General features: G+C 64.0%; 18 protein-coding genes. 1 reads left to right on the top strand and 17 read right to left on the bottom strand.

Annotated features, from left to right (window positions below):
* Window positions 1-66 precede the first annotated feature (66 nt).
* The 17 genes from AC066S_RS17030 to AC066S_RS16950 all read right to left on the bottom strand — a co-directional run bounded on the left by AC066S_RS17030 (window position 67) and on the right by AC066S_RS16950 (window position 18,469).
* Window positions 67-1,248 carry an ABC transporter substrate-binding protein gene (locus AC066S_RS17030; protein ID WP_135169781.1) on the bottom strand — a complete coding sequence of 394 codons (1,182 nt, stop codon included), beginning with the start codon at window positions 1,246-1,248 and terminating at the stop codon, window positions 67-69.
* Between the two features lie 81 nt (window positions 1,249-1,329).
* Window positions 1,330-2,136 (bottom strand): enoyl-CoA hydratase/isomerase family protein, encoded by an 807-nt coding sequence (locus AC066S_RS17025; protein WP_135169782.1) that lies wholly within the window; start codon window positions 2,134-2,136, stop codon window positions 1,330-1,332.
* A gap of 28 nt (window positions 2,137-2,164) precedes the next feature.
* A complete protein-coding gene (locus AC066S_RS17020; protein ID WP_478270221.1) occupies window positions 2,165-3,709 on the bottom strand; it encodes an AMP-binding protein in 1,545 nt (514 codons plus the stop codon).
* Window positions 3,702-4,220 (bottom strand): (2Fe-2S)-binding protein, encoded by a 519-nt coding sequence (locus tag AC066S_RS17015; RefSeq protein WP_135169784.1) that lies wholly within the window; start codon window positions 4,218-4,220, stop codon window positions 3,702-3,704. Before AC066S_RS17015 ends, AC066S_RS17020 begins: the two co-directional genes overlap by 8 nt.
* Window positions 4,217-5,032, bottom strand: a complete 816-nt coding sequence (locus AC066S_RS17010) for an FAD binding domain-containing protein (protein ID WP_135169785.1) — start codon at window positions 5,030-5,032, stop codon at window positions 4,217-4,219. Before AC066S_RS17010 ends, AC066S_RS17015 begins: the two co-directional genes overlap by 4 nt.
* Window positions 5,029-8,031, bottom strand: a complete 3,003-nt coding sequence (locus AC066S_RS17005) for a xanthine dehydrogenase family protein molybdopterin-binding subunit (protein ID WP_478270220.1) — start codon at window positions 8,029-8,031, stop codon at window positions 5,029-5,031. The genes AC066S_RS17010 and AC066S_RS17005 overlap by 4 nt, the downstream gene beginning before the upstream one ends.
* Before the next feature lie 132 nt (window positions 8,032-8,163).
* On the bottom strand, window positions 8,164-9,003 hold the full coding sequence (locus tag AC066S_RS17000; protein ID WP_135169787.1) for a helix-turn-helix transcriptional regulator: 840 nt from the start codon (window positions 9,001-9,003) through the stop codon (window positions 8,164-8,166).
* Between the two features lie 293 nt (window positions 9,004-9,296).
* Window positions 9,297-10,616: an amidase family protein gene (locus AC066S_RS16995; protein ID WP_167767539.1), complete on the bottom strand. Its 1,320-nt coding sequence runs from the start codon at window positions 10,614-10,616 to the stop codon at window positions 9,297-9,299.
* A gap of 34 nt (window positions 10,617-10,650) precedes the next feature.
* On the bottom strand, window positions 10,651-11,334 hold the full coding sequence (locus tag AC066S_RS16990) for a DUF2848 domain-containing protein (RefSeq protein WP_135169788.1): 684 nt from the start codon (window positions 11,332-11,334) through the stop codon (window positions 10,651-10,653).
* On the bottom strand, window positions 11,318-12,010 hold the full coding sequence (locus AC066S_RS16985) for an ABC transporter ATP-binding protein (protein ID WP_135169789.1): 693 nt from the start codon (window positions 12,008-12,010) through the stop codon (window positions 11,318-11,320). The genes AC066S_RS16990 and AC066S_RS16985 overlap by 17 nt, the downstream gene beginning before the upstream one ends.
* A complete protein-coding gene (locus AC066S_RS16980; RefSeq protein WP_135169790.1) occupies window positions 12,010-12,756 on the bottom strand; it encodes an ABC transporter ATP-binding protein in 747 nt (248 codons plus the stop codon). Before AC066S_RS16980 ends, AC066S_RS16985 begins: the two co-directional genes overlap by 1 nt.
* Window positions 12,753-13,676, bottom strand: coding sequence for a branched-chain amino acid ABC transporter permease (locus AC066S_RS16975; RefSeq protein WP_135169791.1), 924 nt, complete (start codon window positions 13,674-13,676; stop codon window positions 12,753-12,755). Before AC066S_RS16975 ends, AC066S_RS16980 begins: the two co-directional genes overlap by 4 nt.
* Entirely contained in the window at window positions 13,676-14,575 is a 900-nt protein-coding gene (locus AC066S_RS16970; RefSeq protein ID WP_135169792.1) for a branched-chain amino acid ABC transporter permease, read from the bottom strand. Before AC066S_RS16970 ends, AC066S_RS16975 begins: the two co-directional genes overlap by 1 nt.
* 45 nt (window positions 14,576-14,620) lie before the next feature.
* A complete protein-coding gene (locus AC066S_RS16965; RefSeq protein ID WP_235885111.1) occupies window positions 14,621-16,009 on the bottom strand; it encodes an ABC transporter substrate-binding protein in 1,389 nt (462 codons plus the stop codon).
* A 54-nt stretch (window positions 16,010-16,063) separates the two neighbouring features.
* On the bottom strand, window positions 16,064-16,444 hold the full coding sequence (locus tag AC066S_RS16960) for a cupin (protein ID WP_135169793.1): 381 nt from the start codon (window positions 16,442-16,444) through the stop codon (window positions 16,064-16,066).
* Between the two features lie 16 nt (window positions 16,445-16,460).
* Window positions 16,461-17,930 carry a 4-hydroxyphenylacetate 3-hydroxylase family protein gene (locus AC066S_RS16955; RefSeq protein ID WP_135169794.1) on the bottom strand — a complete coding sequence of 490 codons (1,470 nt, stop codon included), beginning with the start codon at window positions 17,928-17,930 and terminating at the stop codon, window positions 16,461-16,463.
* A gap of 20 nt (window positions 17,931-17,950) precedes the next feature.
* Window positions 17,951-18,469 carry a flavin reductase family protein gene (locus AC066S_RS16950; RefSeq protein ID WP_135169795.1) on the bottom strand — a complete coding sequence of 173 codons (519 nt, stop codon included), beginning with the start codon at window positions 18,467-18,469 and terminating at the stop codon, window positions 17,951-17,953.
* A 147-nt stretch (window positions 18,470-18,616) separates the two neighbouring features.
* Here AC066S_RS16950 and AC066S_RS16945 point away from each other — a divergent pair, with 147 nt between their 5' ends.
* Complete coding sequence (locus tag AC066S_RS16945) at window positions 18,617-19,228, top strand: MarR family winged helix-turn-helix transcriptional regulator (protein ID WP_478270219.1); 612 nt, start codon at window positions 18,617-18,619, stop codon at window positions 19,226-19,228.
* The last annotated feature ends 281 nt before the right edge of the window (window positions 19,229-19,509 follow it).

Raw genomic sequence — 19,509 nt, 5'->3', positions numbered from 1 at the left:
CTCCGTCCGCGCTCGCTCCCGGACTCACGCGGACTCACGGGAGAGAACGCGGACGTTTCCCTTGGTTCAGAACCGTGTGCATGCGTCGGGTCCGATCGCCTTATCCGCAGGCACACTCGTGACGATGTCGAATTTCCCCTTGTTTACGCGCACCACATACATCGGCTGCATTGCCTGATGGTCGCCGGCCCTGATCGTCTTGTCGCCCTGCGGCGTCTTCCAGGTCAGCCCCCTCAACGCTTCGCGCACCTTGTCCGTATCGGTCGAGCCCGTTTTCTCGACCGACGCTTTATAGGCAAAGAGGACGCCGTAACTGTCGGCGCCGTAGAGATCAGGGTCGGCCTTGTTGGCGGCACGGAACGCCTCGACGAACTTCTTGTTCTCGGGCGTATCAATCTGAGTTGAATAACCCACACCGGTGGCGAAGCCCTCCGCCGCGGCGCCGATCGCGCCGATGTTCTGAGAGGTCACGGTGCCGGAGGCGCCAACGACTGTCAGGTTCGACAGCATGCCGAAGTCCTGCAACTGGGTCAGCAATCGCACCGTGTCGTTCCCAGCAACCGAGGTATAGACGACCTGCGGACGGGCGGCCCGGATCTGGCCAAAATACTGCGTGTAGTCCTTGGAATCGAGCGGCGCGAATACCTCGCCCATCGATTGGGCGCCGTTCTTTTCGGCGTTGGCCTTGAAGGCGGCGACGGTGGAACGCCCCATTTCATAATCGGGCCCGAGATAGAACACCTTCGACTTCGGCTTCTCCTTCTCAAGCCAGGCGGCGAGCGCGACCGATTGCTGCTCGGCGCGAGCGTTCACGCGAAACATGTTCGGCGAACATTTGTCACCGGTAATCGAATCGGCGAAAGAGACGGTCGTAGCGGCAAGCCTATTGTTGCGCTCTGCGAGCTGCGCGACGGCTAGCGTCGACCCGGAATTCACCGTGCCGGTGAGAAAGTCCACCTTCTCGACCTGGAACAGCTTCTCGGCCTTCTGAACGGCAACGGCCGGATTGGCTTCTTCGTCCTCGAAGATGAGGATGGTCTGCCGTCCGGCAATTCCGCCTGCCGCGTTGATATCCTTGGCAGCTAGCTCCAGCCCCCAGCGAACCTGCTGCCCAATCGGCGTATACGTGCCGGACAAGGGCGTGACCACGCCGATCTTGATCGGGCCAGCCTGCGCAAGTGCGGCATTCGAAAGCGCGGTGGTGGCGAGCAGCGCGCTCGCAGCGGCTAAAATGCTAAACGGCTTCATATTCGTTCCCTCTATGGTTTGTTTATGAAAACTTTCCGCCTGAGTGGCGCGCGGTGGCTGCCCACCACGCGCCGGAACGGTTCAACTGCCGATGAATTTCGGGGGACGCTTCGCGTTGAAGGCTTCAACACCTTCCTTGAAGTCGTCCGACTGGCGCAGACGGCTGTAGCAGTGCCCCTCGAGTTCGATCGCAATGGCCAGCGTTGAATCCTCGGTGTCGTTGAGGAGCTTCTTCCCGGTCCGCTGCGCCAGCGGCGAGAACGTGCGAAGCTCGTCCACTAGCCTGTCGGTCGCCTTCTCCAATTCCGCATCCGGCACGCATTCCGTTGCGATGCCCCACTCCAGCGCCTGCTTCGCCGAAATGCGCTTGGATCGCATCACGATGTCCTTGGTGCGGGTGATGCCGACCATCTTCTGCAGCCGCGCCGAACCGCCCGATCCCGGAATTTGCCCGAGCTTCTGCTCCGGCAGCGCATACTGCGTGGTCTCCGACGCAATCCGGAAATCGCAGGCGAGCGAGAGTTCGAAGCCGACACCGAAGCAGTAACCGCGGTTGGCGACGATCACTGGCTTGGCGCAACGCGCCGGAGCAGCGATATTCCAGGCGAGTTTGGAGACATGTTCGGGACTTGCCTCCATGAAACCACCGATATTGCCGCCGCTGGAGAAATGCTCTCCCTCCGACCGCAGCACGATGATGCGCACGCGCGTATCCTCATCGAGCGTCTCGAAGCTCAGCCGGAGCTGATCGCGCTGCGGCATCGCCACGATGTTATACGGTGGGCGGACAAGGATGATGTCGGCGCGCTCATGTGCCTCATCGATTTCGACCTTGAAGCCATTCAGCTTGGCAAGGCGGGAATCGGAAAATGTGTAGGGTGACGGCATCTGTGCTTCCTTCTGTTGATGATTGAGATCAGGCGGCGCCTGCCGGCGGCAGGCGCTCGGTCTCGTATTCCCCGGCGACGAGCAGCCGCCGCAGCAGTTTGCCGACCGGCGATTTCGGAATGCCGTCGACGAAGACATAGCGGCGCGGCCGCTTGAAATTGGCGAGCCCGGAGGTGCGGCAGAACTGCTCCAGCTCAGCCTCGGATACGGGCTTGTTGCGCTTGACGAAGGCGGCGACGATCTTGCCCCATTTCTCGTCGGCAATGCCGACCACTGCGACCTCGGACACGGCCGGATGCAGCGACAGACAGCTTTCGATCTCGACCGGCGAGACGTTCTCGCCACCGGTAATGATCATGTCGTCGACGCGGCCGGTGACGTGGAGATCGCCGTCCAGATCGACGAAGCCGGTGTCGCCGGTGAAATACCAGCCCTCGCGCAGGGCCCTGGAGTCCGCCTCAGGTCGCCGCCAATAACCTTCGAACGCCTCATCGCTAGCGAGCAAAGCGATGATCTCGCCTTCCTCGCCGACTGCGGCAAGCTCCGCGACCGAGCGCGCGTCGATCCGCACCACCTTGATGTGTTGATTGATGCCGGCCTTGCCGGCCGAGCCGGGCTTTGCCGGCGCGTTCTGGTCGATCGTAAAGGTATAGATCTCCGAACTGCCGTAATGATTGACGAACAGTTCCGGCCTGAACGTCTCGTTCAGCTTTTTCAACAGTCCGTCGGTCATCGAGGCGCCGGCGAAGCCGAGCTTGCGTACGCTCGACACGTCGGTCGCGGCAAACGCGTCGTGGTGGACGAGGTCGTGATAAAGGGTCGGCACCAGATAGAGATTGCTGACCATCTCCTTTTCGATCAGCGCAAGCGCCTGGCGGCTGTCATAGCGCGGCAGGCAGATGAAGGTGCCGCCGATCAGCGACATCGCCAGCAGCGAGCGGACCCCCATCGTGTGATAGAGCGGCATCACGCCGAGGGTGCGCTCGCCGCGGCCATAGAGGTTTTGCGCGACATGGGCGATCGCCGCGGCCCGCTCGGCACGATGCCGCCGCGGCACGCCCTTCGGCCGCGACGTCGTGCCCGAGGTATAGAGCATGATCGACCAGGCGTCGGCGCCCACGCGCGGCTCGGCGTCGGGCGCGCTGCCTTCGATCATCTCGGCAAAGCTGATCGCCTCGCTTGTTCCGGGATCGACCGGGAAACGCCGCAATTGGCCGGCGCGCGACGATTGCCTGACGGCCTCCGCGGAGACGTCCTGGTAGAAAAGGGCGGACGCCTCCGAGTTCTCGATGCAGAAATCCAGCTCGTCGGCTTTGGCCCGCCAGTTGATCGGCGTGATGACGATTCCCGCGAACTGGCAGGCCCAATGCAGCGTGGCCGCCTCCCAGCGGTTCTGCAGCAGGGTGATGACGTGATCTCCCGGCTTCAGCCCGACTTGGTCGAACGATGCCACCAGCACCGAGATCTTCTCGTACCATTGCCGATAGGTGAGACGGAGATCGCCATCCACCAGCGCAATGGCGTTGGGATCGCGCGACGCGCTGGCAACGAAGCTGCTGCCGAGATCAAGCATCTGGGGTCTCTTCCGTGACGGTGGCAAGCTCCGCGGCCGCTTCCAAGGCCGCCTGAATGATCGGGGTGTAGCCGGTGCAACGGCACAGATGGCCGCTCAGGAGATCGCGAATACCGTCCTCGGTCGGCGCCTTGTGCCGACTCAGATAGTGGTCCAGCGACATCAGGATTCCGGCAGTGCAGAAGCCGCACTGGAGCGCATGGTTGCGCCGGAAGGCGCTTTGCAGCACGCCGAGCCGGTCGGGCGAGGGCGCGAGCGCTTCGACCGTCCCGATATCGCAGCCATCGACCTGCACCGCGAGGGCGAGGCAGGCGCGCGTGAGCATGTCGTCGACGACGATGGTGCAGGCGCCGCAGACACCGTGCTCGCAGCCGACATGAGTGCCTGTCGCACCGAGCTCATGGCGCAGGAAGTCGGAGAGCAGCATGCGCGGCTCGGCTTCCCCTTCGACGGGCTTGCCGTTTAGCGTGATGGAGACGGGATGGCGGGCATTAGCGACTAGCCGGGTCATTGCAGCACCTCGCCGATCAGCTCGCGGCCGATCATCCGCACCAGGTCACGGCGATAGCGCGCGGTTGCGTGGATGTCGTCGCGGGCATCGAGTTCGTAGGCAAATCCGTTGAGGGCGTCGTCGAGCGCGCTGCCCTCGAGTCGCGGCCAGTCACGCGCGGTCGGGACGTCCGCAACGCCCCCCACGGCGAAGCGGATGCCTGCAGGCGTCGTCATCGCCGCGCAGGCAACGATGGCGAAATCGCCGTGCCGCCGCGCGACCTCTCGAAACGCAAAGCGCGCTTGGCGGATAATCGGCAGAGATATACCTTCGATCAGTTCGTCATCCGCGCGCGCGGTCAGCATCATGCCGGCGAAAAAGTCCTTTGCCGCCACATGCCGCCGCCGCTTGGCGCTGCGCAGATGCACCTCGCCGCCGAGCGCGATCAACGCGAGCGGCATCTCGGCGCTGGGATCGGCGTGCGCGAGCGAACCGCAGATCGTGCCGCGACTGCGGGTCTGCTCGTGCCCGACCCATGGCAGCGCGAGTGCCACGAGTGGCAGGACCTCGGCGAGATCGGGCCAGGCCAGCAGCTCGGCCTGGCGCACGCCGGCGCCGACGACGACGGCGCCCGCCTTCCGCTCGATATGACGGAGTTCGTTGAGGCGCATGATATCGATCACCCGCTTTGGCTTGGCGAGACGCATATTGAGCATCGCCATCAGCGACTGGCCGCCGGCCAGAACACGCGCATTGCCGCCTTCCTGCGCTAGTCCGGAAAGGACTTCGTCAGCGGATTCGGCGCGGACATAGTCGAACGCGGCGGGCTTCATCGGCGCCCTCCGAACAGGCCTGCGAGTTTCGTCAGCCATGCGAACCGGGAGAAGCGGCCGGCCGCCACGCCGCCGGCCTTGCGGGCCAGTGCCGCGAAGAACTGCCCGATAATTGCCCGCGTAGCGCCATTCAGCAGGCGGCCGCCGATGCTCGCGACCTTGCCGCCGATGGCAGCGTCATAGCTGTAGGTCAGGTGCGTGCCGCCCTTGCCGTCGGGCGCGAGCGTGATGCGTCCTTGCGCGCTGCCGAAGCCGAGCGCACCGTCGGCCGCTCCGCGCAATGTCACCCCACGCGGTGGGTCGGGATCGAACAGCTCGACGTCGGCGCGATAGCGCCCGGTGACAGGTCCGATGCCAAGCGTCACGTCGGCGCGGAAATGCGTCTCGGAAATCTTGTCGACGCGCTGACAGCCTGGAATGACCGATTGCAGAGTCGCCGGATCGAGCAGCATGGCCCAGACCTGCTCCGGCGCGCCCTTCACGAAGGCCTGGCCCTCTCCGCAAAGCCGCCGGTCTCCCTGCCGCGCAGGCCTCGCCGTCGACCGCCCCGACGGCGGCGGCGGCTCGGCGCCGCGCACCAGCTCGGCAAGCCTTGCCGGCACCAGCGGCAGCGTGACATCGGCGAGCCCAAGCGCGTCTGCGACCGCGTTGGCGACGCAGACCGGCGTCGACATGCAATTGCCTTCGCCGACGCCCTTTGCACCGAGCGGAGTAAAGGGCGACGGCGTCTCCATGTGGATGATCTGCGGCTCCGGCACCTCGGTGGTGGTCGGCAGCAGATAGTCGGCCAGCGTTCCCGTCAGGAAGCTGCCATCATCGGCGTAGGCATATTCCTCATAGAGCGTCGCGCCCAGGGCCTGCGCGAAGCCGCCGCGGATCTGCCCGTCCACCATGCCGGGATGCAAGATCGTGCCGCAATCATGCATGGTGACGTAGCGGTCGATGCGGGTTTCAAGAGTGGTGCGATCGATTTCGACGCCGCAGAAATCGAAGATGAAGCCGTGGCACAGCGACGAGTTGATGCGATCCTCGTCGTCAGGCGACGTCAGTTCCGGCGGCGTCCAGAACATGGTCTCGCGAATGGTCTGACCGACGTCGTCCGGCAGCGAGCCCGGCGACCAATGGCCGAGTGCAGCGACTCGTGAAAATGCGATCCGGTTTTCCGGATTATGCCGGGACGCGATGAAGCCTTTGGCGAACACGATGTCCGCCGGTTCGACATTGAGCTGACTGGCGGCGATGCGGGCGAGACGGCCCGCCACGCGCTCGGCCGCCAGTTTGGCGGTGCCGGCCACCGCCGCAGCGAAACGGCTGGCATAGTTGCCGGACGCGATCGACCAAGCGTCCTTGGTGGTGTCGATCTCGGCGTTGACCCGGACGTCCTTTGGCTCGAGGCCGAAGACGTCGGCGACGACTTGCGACAGCACGGTGCGATGGCCCTGCCCCTGCGGCACGGAGGCGACGTGAACGGTGACGCTGCCGACGGGATCGAGGCCGACGGTCGCGGTGGCCTGCGCGCCGTTCTTCGGCCCCGCCTTGCGGCGCTCGGCCGCCGTCAGCACGGTCGTGATATAGCCCATGTTGGACACGCTGGGCTCGACAACCGCAGTGAATCCGATGCCATAGAGACGCCCGTGCGCGCGCGCTTCATCGCGCCGCGCCCTGAGCTCCGCGAGTTGTCCCTGCTCGACAGCGCTCGCAATCGCCTCCTGGTAGTTGCCGGAATCCAGCAGCGCACCGGTTGCCGTGCGATAGGGGAAGGCGTTGGCCGGAACCAGATTGCGCCTGATGACCTCGAGCGGATCAAGACCGAGGCCGATCGCGATTCGCTGCACCAGGCGCTCCAGCGCAAAGTAGACCTGCGGCCCCCCAAACCCGCGGTTGAGCCCGGTCGGCGTCTTGTTGGTGACGACCACGCGGTTGTGGATCCTGACGTGGCGGATGTCGTAAGCCCCCGTCATGTTGCCGTGCATGCGATAGAGGGTCGCCGGCTCGGGCGCGCGCAGATGCGCGCCGCAATCCTCGACCTGATCCCAATCGAGCGCGAGAATTCTGCCATCGGCGGCAACGGCCGCCGACAGGGTCGTGGCCCGGTTGGTCGCGGATACCGATGCGGTGAGGTGCTCGAGCCGATCCTCGATCCACTTGACCGGTCGGCCCGCGACGCGAGCCGCTGCTGCGATCAGCACGATGTACGAAAAAACGCCCTGCTTGACGCCGAAACTGCCGCCGGAGTCGGGCGGCGTGCGAAGCCGGAGCCGGTTGCCCGGAACTTTCAGGGCGCGCGCGATCACGGTGTGGATGCTGAACGGCCCCTGGAAATTGGCCAGGATATCAAAGGCATCTTCGGCGGCATCGTGCGAGGCGATGACGCCGTAAGTCTCGATCGGCGTGCAGGAGTTGCGCGGATATTTGACGTCGATCGAGAAACGGTGAGGAGCGTCCGCGAACGCTTGCTCGGGATTTCCGTAGCGGAACGTGCGATCGCTTGCGAGATTTCTCGGAAAGCCGTCGTGCAGGAGGGGAGCCTCCGGCGCAAGTGCGCCGAGCGGATCGACGATGACGCCCCGCGGGCGATACTCCACGGAGATCAGCTCGAGGGCGTCCTCGGCGCGGGCGCGGTCGGTCGCCACCACCACCGCCACCGGCTCGCCGACATAGCGTACGCGGTCGATCGCGATCGGCCAGCACTCGACGGGCGCTTTCACGCCCACGACGAGGCTCGACGTCACGGCCTTGACCTGCCTGCCGGTCAGGATGACCGCAACGCCAGGCAATCGCATTGCTGCTTCGGTATCGATTGCGAGGATATCGGCGTGGGCATGTGGCGAACGCAGGATCGCGGCGTGCAGCGTGGCCGGTTGAACGCCGAGATCGTCGATGAAGCGGCCGCGACCGCTCAGCAGCGCGGCATCCTCGACGCGTTCGATCGAACGCCCGACCCATGGCCGCTCGTCACCCTTGCCCTGATCGATCGATGTTGCGGTTCGGACCGCCATGTCCCGGCATACCTCCCGACGCGTTCTTCGACGCGACGCGGACAGTTGTCAGGAGGAGGGGTGCGGGCGCCATACCGCCCGCTCTCACGACTTACCAAATCGTCTCATTTGAATGGCAGATGCGCCGCAAAATCAGCCCGCAAGACGCGAGACGTTGCGGAATTCGCGCGGGCTGACGCCGGAATGATCGCGGAAGAAGCGCGTGAAGTGCGCCGGCTCCGGAAAACCGAAGCGCTCGCTGAGTTCCGCGAGCGGGGTGTCCTCGCGCATCACCGCATCCAGCGCCCGTTCCATGCGCACGACATTGAGATAGATTTTTGGCGAGACTCCGAGCGAGGTCTCGAACAGGCGGAAGAACTGCGCGCGCGAGAGGCCTGCGCCCCTCACGAACTGATCGACGTTGGTGTAGGAATCCCTGCTTCGCATGGCATCCATCGCGCGCCGGATCCGCCAGTCGCAACTCACGGCGCTCATGCCGCGGATCGAGTTGGGAAAGCTGCGCCAGGGTGTGAAGCGCTCGATCACCGCGATCATGAGATTCGACAGCATCTGCTCATGGGCATGCAGCGCGTCCGGATGCGCCATCATATCGGCAGCAAGGTGCAACGCGAGCTGGCGGATGCGCGGAGAAACCTCGCCCGACGGTTGCTCGAAGAAACCGGGCGCGCCGCTGGCGGCCCAACCCGGCCGGAACTCCTTTAGCCATTCGGGCTCGATGTAGAGCGCCAAGATCAGCGTTCGCGGCCGGTTGACGTCATGCACATAAGCGTGCGGCTTCCAGCCGTCGACGAGCACGGCCGTCGAGTCCATGAGCGGATAGACCCGCTCGCCCACCAGGAAATGCGTGTCGGCACCCTCGACCTTGAGCAGGACATGGCAGTGATGATGGGCGTGACGGACCAGGGACCGGTCCATGTCGAGCAGAGCGACCCTGCCGAATGCACCGTGAGCGATGCGCAGGGCCGTCGACATCAAGTACCTCCCTTCAGGCTTTTCGATACGAATTGATTGGTCGGTGGGGCCCTAACATACACGCGACCGACCGGCAATGTCATCCATCTCGAAATGCTGCCTTGCAGCACGACTGGTTTCCGCAAGAGTCTCGCAGTGATGGTGCTGACACTGTCCCCGTACTGGGCGCCGTAGTGTCCGACCGGCAACCGCAAGGCAGCCAAGCCAAACGCCACGGCTACAGCTCCCAGAGGCGGCCTCGCCATAGCCTCTCCAAGCGATCGTAGATTCGGCGGCCATTTCGCGCGAAAAGGCTAGGCAGTATGCAAGTGTCCTCGCAGCAACGTTTCCACGTTGGACGCGATCTCCAGCAACCGCCGGTCGGCATTCCTGCGACCCATCAGCATCAGACCCACGGGAAGACCTTCGAGCGGCAACGGCAGCGAAATCGACGGACAGTCGAGCAAGTTGGCGACGCGCGGATTGCGCAGCACCAGGCCATTGAGCTCATAGAACGCCGCATCCTTTGCAACGGAGGAAATCAGCGGCGCGCGGATTGGCGTCGTCGGCAGGACGAACACCTCGTTGTTGCCGAAGGACTGTTCGAAGGACCGGATCGCCGCCTGCCGCAGCCGCACCATACGCACATAATCCGTGCCGAGAATGTCGGCCCCGGCTTCGATGCGTGCGCGTGTACGGGAATCGACCTCATCCAGGTCCGAGAACCCCAGACTACGCAGCGTCGCGCCGACCTCGATCGACGGAAAGGTGCCGATCTTGTCGATCTGGGCAAGGTCGTCGAGAGCGGCCTCGATGGTCCCCTCCTTGATCTGCAAGCCACCGGATCTAAGCCACACCATGGCCTTCTCAAACGCAGCGAGCACCTCGGGTTCGCACCGATCGAACAGGCGCCCGCGGGCAATGTTCAGGCGGAACGTGCTGGCAGGAGCCGCGCGCAGTGGTGATGGCACGCCTTCACCTGAAAGTACCTGATCAGCGATAAAGCAATCGGCGACGTTCGTGGCGATCGGGCCGATCGTATCGAGGCTCGAAGATAGCGAGAATGCGCCAGCGGTCGGCACGAAACCGCTAGTCGGCTTGAAACCGACCGCGCCCGACAATGCAGCTGGAATTCGAAGAGAGCCGCCGGTGTCAGTGCCGATGGCGAGATCTGCCATGCCTGCGATCACCGACACCACGGCGCCCGATGACGATCCTCCTGGAACGCGGGCACGATCTCGCGGATTGCCTGGCATCCCGTCATGCGGATTCGTACCCAGCGCAGAAAAGGCGAACTCGGTCATCTGGGTCTTGCCGATGACAATCGCACCTGCAGCTCGCAGCCGCTTGACGACCTCGGCATCCTCGACGGCCGGCGCCAGGCGGCGCAGCAGCGCCGATCCTGAGCTCGTGACGGTGCCTGCAACGTCGAACAACGCCTTCACCGAAACGATACGACCATCGAGGGGGCCGCGAGACGCTCCGGCAGCGGCGCGCCGATCCGCCGCCTCAGCTTTCCACCGGGCGCTGTCTGCGAACACAGTCGTGAAGACGTTCTTTGCTTTCGGCGAGTGGATGCGCGCAAGTGCCGCCTCGAGCCGCGCGACGGCGGAAGGTTGCGATCGATCCTGCATTGCTAATATGGCCTGGCGCTTGAGACGAGAAACGTCAGGAGACGACTGGCAGGACGTCGATGTCGTAGCCATGGGTCAAGGACCGGTTAAGGACCGGATCCTTCAGCTCCATCTCGAAGCGCGTGCCCGGCCGAATGCCGCCGATCGCGCCCGGCGTTCCGCAGAACATCAGTGTGCCTGGCGACAGCATGTCTGCCCCGGTGTAAAGACGAATGAGATCTCGCGGTGTCCTGAGCGAGGAGACTGGGCTGTCCTGGTAGAGCACCCGTTTCCCGTCGATCGTCGCCCACGAACGAAGGACCAGCTCGTCCCAATGCCCCTCGACATCCGCATAAGACCAGAGCTGTGGGCCGACCGGCTTGCCGCACAGCTGCTTCGAAAGGGCGATGCCCGAGGCTTCCGCCTTCCGGTCGGTATGGTCGGAGCCGATGGCGACCCAGAGCCCGTCAGCCATGGCGACAATGACCGGCTCGACCTCGCCGGAACTGTCCGGACCAAGGACGGTCAGCCGGCTGTCCTGGGTCAAGGTTTGCGCAGCGACACGATAGTAGAGCGGTGTGGTCGAGGGGCGTGGAATGCCGAGCGCGGCGAGCTCCTCGACATGATGCTCGATCGCCGCCGCATCCCTGCCCGCCCAGCCGGCGATGACAAGGGACCCGATCTCGACAGCAACGCGGTCCGTCCGGTCATTGGCGAAGCGTTCAAATTGCAGCAGCATGGAATTCCCTATCCTTGGTCGATGTGGTCAGGATTTCGCCGCGCTCGATCTGCAGCGTCCTGTCGGCGATCCGGTCGAGCAGCGTGGGCGAGGATTCGGTGATCAGCATGGCAAGCTCGGGCCGGTGCTTGCGCAATTCGCCGAGCGTGCGCGCATAATCGAGCGCGAGGGCCGGCGCCAGACCCTGGAACGGCTCGTCGAGCAGCAGGACTTTGCGCGCGACCGTCAGCGCACGGCCCAATGCAACCATCTTGCCCTGCCCTCCGGAAACGCCGCCCGCGGGCCTAGCGCGCATGACGTGCAATTCGGGTAGTAACTGGTAAATCTCGTCGAGCCTACGCGCGATCTCCACGCGGTCGAGCCTCAGCGCCAGCGCCGGGAGGCGGATGTTCTCCTCCACGCTCAACTCCGGAATCAGGCGCCGGTCCTCCGACGCATAGCCAATCCCGGCGCGGGCTCGGGTGTAGGCAGGCCTGCTGCCGAGATCGTCGGCATCGAGGCGGACAGAGCCTTCGTCAAGAGCGATGAGGCCCATGATTGCGCGCATCGTCGTGGTCTTGCCGGCGCCGTTGCGTCCGATCAACACCGTGGTCTTGCGCGCGATGATCTCGCAACTAACGCCCCGCAACACACGAACGCCGTCGATCGAGACGCTGACCTTGTCGAGCCTGAGCATCAGGCCACCCCTACGACACGTTGGCGCACTTGCGCATTGCTGAACACCTCGTCGGGCCGGCCCTCGGCCATGATGTTGCCGGCGTTCCACACCAGGACGCGGCTCGCATAACGCGCAACCACGTCCATGTCGTGCTCGACGAACAGCGCCGTGATGCGGCGCTGGCGCAGCGCGCCCATGAGCGCCTCCATGAGCGGGAAGCGTTCGAGGGCGCTCACGCCACTGGTCGGCTCGTCCAAGAGCAGGAGCCGCGGCTTCAGGGCCAAAGCAACTGCAACGTCCAGCAGCTTGCGATGCCCTTCGGGAAGCGTGCTGCTGATCCGGTCGGCATCCCCGGCGAGCCCGACGAGATCGAGCAGCGCCCTCGCCTCGTCGCGCCGCCCTGCCGTTTCGAGCGGCTGCACCGCGCTCCATAGACCATCGGTCGCCGCCAGGGCCAGCATCATGTTGTCGATCACGCGCTGTGCGGAGAAGAGTTGCGGGATCTGGAATGCGCGGGCGACGCCGCGGCGCGCGATAGCACGCGGCGACAGATGGGTGATGTCGTGGCCGTCGAGCAACACGCTGCCCGATTTGGGGCGGATGTACCCCGTGCAAATGTTGAGCAGCGTCGTCTTGCCCGACCCGTTCGGACCGATGATCGCTAGGAATTCGCCGTCATGGATCGCGATGCTGACGTCGTCGGCGGCCTTGACGCCGTTGAAGGCAACGTGAAGGCCTTTTGCTTCCAGGATGGGAGGCGTCATAGGCTCGTCGCCTCCTTGCGCGCGAACAATCCATAGACTCCTTGCGGCATGAACATGATCACGATGATCAGCGTCATGCCCACGATCAAATTCCAGGAATCGGTGACGGTGACCGCGGCGCTGTGCAGCAATTCCAGGAACAAGGCACCGATGAACGCGCCCGGCACGCCACCGATGCCGCCGAGTACGGCGATCAGCACGAGGTGGCCGGATGCGGTCCAGAACGCGAAATCCGGGACCACGCGACCGATCGCAAAGCCGGCGATCGCGCCGCCGAGGCCGGCGAGCGCCGCCGAGACGACATAGGCGATCAGCAGAACCGCCCAGACCGGGATGCCCAGATATTCGAGCCGGATCTCGTTGGTGTGGACGGCCGAGAGCGCGTGACCGAGCGGGCTGTTGAGGTAGCGCTGCACGGCGAGACCAACGAGCACCATCAGCCCCAGGCTGAGATAGAACAGCACGCTCTTGAAGGCCGGCTCGCCAAGCACCATCCCGAAAACCGCCGGGACCGGCACCGGCATGCCGTCGGTCCCGCCAGTGACACCGTAGAGCTTGGCGCACAACGCGTAGAACACCATGGAGACCGCGAGGTTCAGCATCGCGAAGAAGATCGCGCGATAGCGGACGAGAAACGATCCGGCCACCGCGCCAACGAGCGCTCCGCCCAGCACCGACAGGATCAGCAGCAGGCCAAGGTCGTTGATGCCGGCGCGCGCCAGAAATGCGACGCCATAGGCACTCGCGGCAAAGAACATCGCATGACCGATCGAGATCAGTCCGGCGCGGAGCAGCACGGCGACGCCGAGCGCCGCAAACCCCTTAGCTATGGCAAGCGTTAGGACGAATTGAAGCCAGGGCGCGGCCAGAGGCAGCAGCGCGAGGACGAGGACCGCCGCGGCGGCAATGATCGTTGGCATCATATCCTCCGCGCCGTCACCGATCCGAACAGGCCATAGGGACGGATCAGGAGAACGACAAGCATCGCCGCATAAGGCGCGACGGCATCCAGCGACGGCACCAGATAGATCGCCAGCACGCGCGCCAGGCCCACGATCAGCGAGGCCAATGCGGCTCCTTCGATCTGTCCGAGACCGCCTATCGCCGCAACCGCAAAGGCGAGCACCATGGTGTCAGCGCCGAGACCTGGTGCGATGCCCGAGGTCGGCGTCGCGAGCGCACCGCCCAATGCGGCGAGGAACACGCCGAGCGAAAACGCCAGGATGAAGATCCGGTTGGTGTCGATGCCGATCGACTGCGCCATCTCGCGGTCGGTGACCACAGCCGTGATCAGGCGCCCCAGGCGGGTGTGGTTGATCAGAAGCCGCAAGCCGATCACAACCAGGAACGCCATCCCAATCAGGAGGATCTGGTAGTTGAGATAGACGACGCCACCGATGCTCGTGGTGCCGAGCAGTCGCATCGGCGCGTCTTCGTAGAAAGATTGCACGCCAAAGGCTACGCGCTGGAGATCCTCCAGGATGAGGAACAGCCCGAACGTGATCAGGATCTGCACGGCCTCCGACTTGCCATAAGTCCAGCGGATGAGGCCCCGTTCGATCAACGGACCGAATATCGCCGCGACACACACCGCACTGAACAGGAGCGCCAGGAACGACCAATACGGGTTGAGCTGCCGGCTGGCGACGAACAGGCAGATCGAGGCCGCGACATAGCCGCCGATCGAATAGAGGCTGCCATGGGCGACATTGAGAACGCGCAGCACGCTGAAGACGAGCGTCAGGCCGACCGCCGCGAAGAAGATCAACGCGGCGCTCGCCAGGCTGTCCAGCAGCAAGGGGATGACTGCATTCAACATCGGTCTATGCCTTCCGTCATCGAATCAGGTGAACTTCATCCCCGTCTATTTGTAGCTTCCCGGCTTCGGCAGGCTTTTGGCGAACTCGGGCTTGAGCGTCGCGATCCAGGCCAGCGGATCTTGACCCGCCTGCGGCATCAGGCTGTCGCCCCTGTAGCGGACCATGTCGCCAATGACGGGAAACTGCTGCGCTGACGTCTTTACGGTCACGCCGACGATCTGGTCGACGAGCCCGTCATTGTCCGCGCGGATCTGCGCGGTGCCGGTCAAGGTCTCGACCTTGCTGCCCTTCATGGCGTTGGCGAGTTCGGCACGCGTCGGCCATTTGCCGCCGTTCTTCTGCATCGCGGCGTCATAGGCGGCCTTCACGTAAATCAGCGCGTTGGCCATCTTGATCGACGGGAACACCGGATACTCGCCGAACCGAGCCTTATAGGCTGCGGCGAATTTCACCGTCTCCGGCTTCGCCTTGGCGTCTGGCGACATCCACCAGCCGTCGCCGAGAACACCGACGATCACGCCGTCAGGCAGCGGTACGCGCTGCAGCACCGTCTCGCCGAGCGCGAGGATGACCTGGCTGCTCGTGAAGACCCCACGCGGAGCGGCCTGGCGAACGAAATTCTCGAGGTCGGCGCCCCAGAGATTGGAGAAAACGACATCCGGGCGCGCGGTGGTGAGACGCGAGATTTCGGTCTGGTAATTCGACGAACCCAGCTTCGGATAGAGCTCGGCGACGATCTCCACGTCCGGCTTCAGAGCTTTCAGCGCTGCTGTGAATATCTTGGCTGCGTCGTGGCCGAACGCATAGTCCGGATTGATGATCGCAACCGTCTTCACGTCTGGCTTGCGATCCAGCAGGTAGATCGCATAGGCGATGAATTCGGGCACGGTGTTGCCGTTCGGCCGAAACACATATTTGCTCTTGCCGTCCATCAGCAGCTGATGGGTATCGCAGTTCCAGCCCACGGTAGGAACCTCGAGCTGCTCCGCGAGCGGCGCAAGCGCGAGGCAATTGGCGCTCGACAGGGCGGCGACCATCACCTGGTACTTCGCGTCCCCGGTGAGCCGGCGATATTCCGCGATCACGCCCTGCGCGCCCTGCGCCTCGTCGACATAGGTCGCGCTGACCGGCACGCCTCCGATGCCGCCCTTTGCGTTGATCTCGTCGATCATGAGGTCGGCTGCGTTCTTGCCTGGCATGCCGTAGGCTGCGGCTGGTCCCGACGTGAACGTGAAGATGCCCAGCCCCAACGCGCTCGGCTTCTCCTGCGCAGCAGCCGGCGTGGCGGCGACGACACCGAGCGCGAGCGCCCCGGCAAGTCCATCCACCATCCATCGAACATTGCCCTGCGGCAGGCCGCCATCCAACCTGAAGAGTCGCTCAAGTGCCGACAAGCAACCCGAAACCGCGATGGAAATACCTTTGAACGCCATGATGTCTCTTCCCTCTGGGTCAGTCGAATGATGTTGTGCGGCGGCGATCCGGCATCACACCGGATCGAAATAGTGCATCTCCAGCAGCAGGCAGCCGTTCACCGACTTGAACGGGCCATGCGGCGCGTGCGGCGGGCGGCAGGCATAGGTGTTCGGCGGAAAGCTCTTGCCGCCCTCACCCTTCGCATCGTTGCCGACGATCAAATCGCCCGAGACGAGATAGACCTCTTCCCAATATTCGTGGGAGAACGGCGCGGTTGTGTAGACGCCGGGCGCGAAACGGAGCAGCCGGGTCCGCGTCCCGCGCCGGTTTTGTTCGTCTAACCCGCCCGCGATGATCTTCTGCTGGATACCAGCCGGATAGCCCGCCGGCGTTTCCCAGCCGCTCGCCATGTCGAGCGTGTAGAATTCGTCGTGCTTCTTGTTGACAGGCATGTGTTGGCTCCCTGGTTCAGGCGGCTTTGCTGGCGCTTGAGACGCCGTTGAGGTCGTAGGAATCGAGCATGGTCTGGACCAGCCGGTCGGCGCCGGCCCAGTCGTAGGTGCGATAGGAGTGGCCCTTGGTGACGAAGGTCGCGCCGGCGTAGAACATCTCGTACTGCTGGTGGCGCGAGCCGAACTCGGAGCCGACGGCATCCCAGGCGAGTTTGTAGAACTTGACGCGGTCATGCGAGTTGGCCTTCGGCGACTGCTGGGTCTTGCCAATGAGCGCCGCGATCTCGGGGTTGTCGAAGTCCGCGACCGATGAGGGCAGCATGATCATGCCGCCGCCGGCGAGCTCGCGGAGCGTGTTGATGACGTGTCCGTAGAGCTGCTGCGTCAGCACCTGCGCGGAGTAGAGGGTGTGCCGGTCCGGGATGAAATAGGGACCAACCTGCATGCCCTTGGCCTCCATCGCCGCCACCAGCGCATCGACCATGCCGGTCTCGGCCGCGAGCTGGCCGAGCATTTCGCGCACTTGCGGAAACTGGGTGACGCCGTTCATGTCGGCGGTCCGATGCGCAAGGCCGGTCAGGAACTTGAGCTTGACGCTCAAGCGGACCATCGCCTGGTAGTTCTGATAGACGTGGCAGGGCGTGGCGTGAAACTGCTTCTGGCACATTTCGACGTTGCCTTCGATGAAGACGCGATCCCAGGGCACCTTCACGTCGTCGAAATAGAGAACCGAGTCGTTCTCGTCGAAACGGCTGGACAAGGGATTGTCGAACACTGCGCCAGCGGCGTCCTCGTAGGACTTGCGCGACAGCATCTTGAGGCCCTTCGTGTTCATCGGAATCGCGAAGGACATCGCATAACGCTCTTCCCCGGGACGCATCGGCTGGATGGTTGTGACGAAGACCTCGTCCGCGACCACGCCGCCGGTGGCGAGCATCTTGGCGCCGCGGATGGTGATGCCTTCCGCGTCGCGGTCGACGACGCCCGCGGTGAGGAACGGATCGGCCTGTTCGGCTGCGCCCTTCGAGCGGTCCGCCTGCGGATTGATGATGACGTAGGTGAGATAGAGGTCCTTGTCGCGGGCGTAGCGGTAGTAGCTCTCGAGCGCACCGGCGCGGGCGGGATCATAGGCCTTGAAGACATCGAGCCCCATGTAGAGCCCGGAAATGCAGGACGCCACGTGGTCCGGGGCGCGTCCCATGAAGCCGGCATGCAGCGAGGCCCACGCTTCGAGAGCCTTTCGTCGCATCACGAGTTCGGCATAGGAGGTCGGAAGCTGCCAGATGCGGTTGGCGTGACCTGCACCCATGTCAAAGGTCATCAGCTCCGCGTTTGCCGGCGCGCTCGCGAAGTCGAACAGGCTCGCCATGGAGCCGGCAAGGTTCCGGAAGGCATGGTGCGTCGTGACATCGCCGACCGAGGCGCCGTTGATGTAGATGGTGCGGCCATCTTTCAGGCCTGACAGATATTCCTTTGCGCTGCGCATCGCAGGTCTCCGGTCCAATGCTAGTAGTGAATGGGAAGCGGCCAGGTCGGCTCGCGCTCGGTTTCGTCGACGAGATCGCGGTATCGGCCGCGGAAGAAGATCAGGGGAGCGGCGGCCTCGGCGCGGCTCGCGTGCCTGATGACGCGGACGACAAAGATGACGTGATCGCCGCCCTCGTAGATCGCATACGGCGCGCATTCGAAATGCGCCATCGCGCCCGAGATCAGCGGTGCCTCGGCATGGCCGACCGACGTCTTCACCTGGTCCCATTTGTCCGAAAGCGCGCGCGCGAACTGGTTGGAGATGTTCTCCTGGTCGCGCGCCAGGATGTTCACGGCAAAACCCTTGGCCTCGAGCATCGCAGGCAGGCTGCGCGCCTTGCGGTCGACGCTGAAGAGAACGAGCGGTGGATCGAGTGACACGGAGTTGAACGAGCTCATGGTCATGCCGATAAGCTCTTCGCCCCTGCCGCGCGCGGTCACCACCGCAACGCCGGTGGCGAATTCGCCGAGAGCACGCCTGAATGCACGATCCTCCATGGATACCGCCTCGTCGCCCGGTCATGACTTATAATTCTGAAATAGCTTTCTGGCAAAGCTAGTTTGGCCTGTCAAGCCCTCTTGCTGTGCGAACGCATGCATGCTCTTTAGGCACAAACCCCAACAGACATGCTGTTCTCGGAGAGAATGACCGTGATCGATGCGCTTCTGACGGCGTCAAGGCCGGAGCTACTCGACAAGGATGGAGACAGGACGCTCCGCGGACTCCTCTACGACTATTTCGCTTTCGGTCGCAGCCTCGAGGCGGCCCGCGAAACCTTTGCGGGCTTTGCCGGCCTGTCTCCCACCCAATATCTGATCCTGATCGCGATCAAGAATTCGACCGCGCAGGAGCCTATGGGAGTCAACCAAGTCGCCGAACGCCTGTATCTCAGCGGCGCATTCGTGACCAATGAGATCAACAAGCTGGTTTCCGACGGGCTGATCGAGAAGAGCCCCCATCCGGAGGACGGCCGACGGGTGCAGCTCGGCCTCACCCAACAGGGTGCAAACTGCCTGGTCCGCCTCGCCGCCTTGCAACGCCCCGTCAACGATGCGTTGTTTGGGATGCTGACGCGCGAGGAATTCAAGATGCTGTCACAGCTGCTGTCCCGACTTGCGTCGAACGCCGATAGCGCGCTGAAGCTTGCCGAGCATGTGCGCGCGAGGCTCAAGTCGGAGGAGGACCAGCGGGCCTCCGCGTCCGGCACCCCAGAGTTCCGCAAGAAGCGGCGCTTGACGCAACGCAACAGACGATAACGCTGATGAGGGGACCGTTTGCCTCGTCTCCCTCCTCCAGTTCGAAGGCAGAAGACGCGGAAACAGAGGCCGAAAGCTCAGGCTGAATCTAGCCGCACCAGTTTCACACCAGAAGCGATTCAGCAAAAGGCAACGAACATCGTCGAGGCCAAACGAACACGCAGCGATGCGAGCGTTGGCTGCGACCCGAAAGCGGCATGCACATCTCTTGGCGCAAAAGGAGTTCGATCAGCAGAGTGCTGATGGAGCGGCATCACCTCGGGACGAAATGCAGACCTCTC

The sequence above is a fragment of the Bradyrhizobium sp. CFUWI genome (genome assembly GCF_056429085.1).
The sequence above is the reverse complement of the archived record's forward strand: the minus strand, read 5'-3'. Positions and strand labels throughout refer to the sequence as shown.

Bases quoted from the DNA above. Each gene is read 5' to 3' on its own strand.
- AC066S_RS16975 (WP_135169791.1), bottom strand. From the start codon at position 13,676: ATGCCAACGATCATTGCCGCCGCGGCGGTCCTCGTCCTCGCGCTGCTG.
- AC066S_RS16955 (WP_135169794.1), bottom strand. From the start codon at position 17,930: ATGCGCAGCGCAAAGGAATATCTGTCAGGCCTGAAAGATGGCCGCACC.
- AC066S_RS17025 (WP_135169782.1), bottom strand. From the start codon at position 2,136: ATGCCGTCACCCTACACATTTTCCGATTCCCGCCTTGCCAAGCTGAAT.
- AC066S_RS17005 (WP_478270220.1), bottom strand. From the start codon at position 8,031: ATGGCGGTCCGAACCGCAACATCGATCGATCAGGGCAAGGGTGACGAG.
- AC066S_RS16960 (WP_135169793.1), bottom strand. From the start codon at position 16,444: ATGCCTGTCAACAAGAAGCACGACGAATTCTACACGCTCGACATGGCG.
- AC066S_RS17015 (WP_135169784.1), bottom strand. From the start codon at position 4,220: ATGACCCGGCTAGTCGCTAATGCCCGCCATCCCGTCTCCATCACGCTA.
- AC066S_RS16970 (WP_135169792.1), bottom strand. From the start codon at position 14,575: ATGTTGAATGCAGTCATCCCCTTGCTGCTGGACAGCCTGGCGAGCGCC.
- AC066S_RS16945 (WP_478270219.1), top strand. From the start codon at position 18,617: ATGACCGTGATCGATGCGCTTCTGACGGCGTCAAGGCCGGAGCTACTC.
- AC066S_RS16965 (WP_235885111.1), bottom strand. From the start codon at position 16,009: ATGGCGTTCAAAGGTATTTCCATCGCGGTTTCGGGTTGCTTGTCGGCA.
- AC066S_RS16995 (WP_167767539.1), bottom strand. From the start codon at position 10,616: ATGCAGGATCGATCGCAACCTTCCGCCGTCGCGCGGCTCGAGGCGGCA.
- AC066S_RS16990 (WP_135169788.1), bottom strand. From the start codon at position 11,334: ATGCTGCTGCAATTTGAACGCTTCGCCAATGACCGGACGGACCGCGTT.
- AC066S_RS16980 (WP_135169790.1), bottom strand. From the start codon at position 12,756: ATGACGCCTCCCATCCTGGAAGCAAAAGGCCTTCACGTTGCCTTCAAC.
- AC066S_RS16950 (WP_135169795.1), bottom strand. From the start codon at position 18,469: ATGGAGGATCGTGCATTCAGGCGTGCTCTCGGCGAATTCGCCACCGGC.
- AC066S_RS17000 (WP_135169787.1), bottom strand. From the start codon at position 9,003: ATGTCGACGGCCCTGCGCATCGCTCACGGTGCATTCGGCAGGGTCGCT.
- AC066S_RS16985 (WP_135169789.1), bottom strand. From the start codon at position 12,010: ATGCTCAGGCTCGACAAGGTCAGCGTCTCGATCGACGGCGTTCGTGTG.
- AC066S_RS17020 (WP_478270221.1), bottom strand. From the start codon at position 3,709: ATGCTTGATCTCGGCAGCAGCTTCGTTGCCAGCGCGTCGCGCGATCCC.
- AC066S_RS17010 (WP_135169785.1), bottom strand. From the start codon at position 5,032: ATGAAGCCCGCCGCGTTCGACTATGTCCGCGCCGAATCCGCTGACGAA.
- AC066S_RS17030 (WP_135169781.1), bottom strand. From the start codon at position 1,248: ATGAAGCCGTTTAGCATTTTAGCCGCTGCGAGCGCGCTGCTCGCCACC.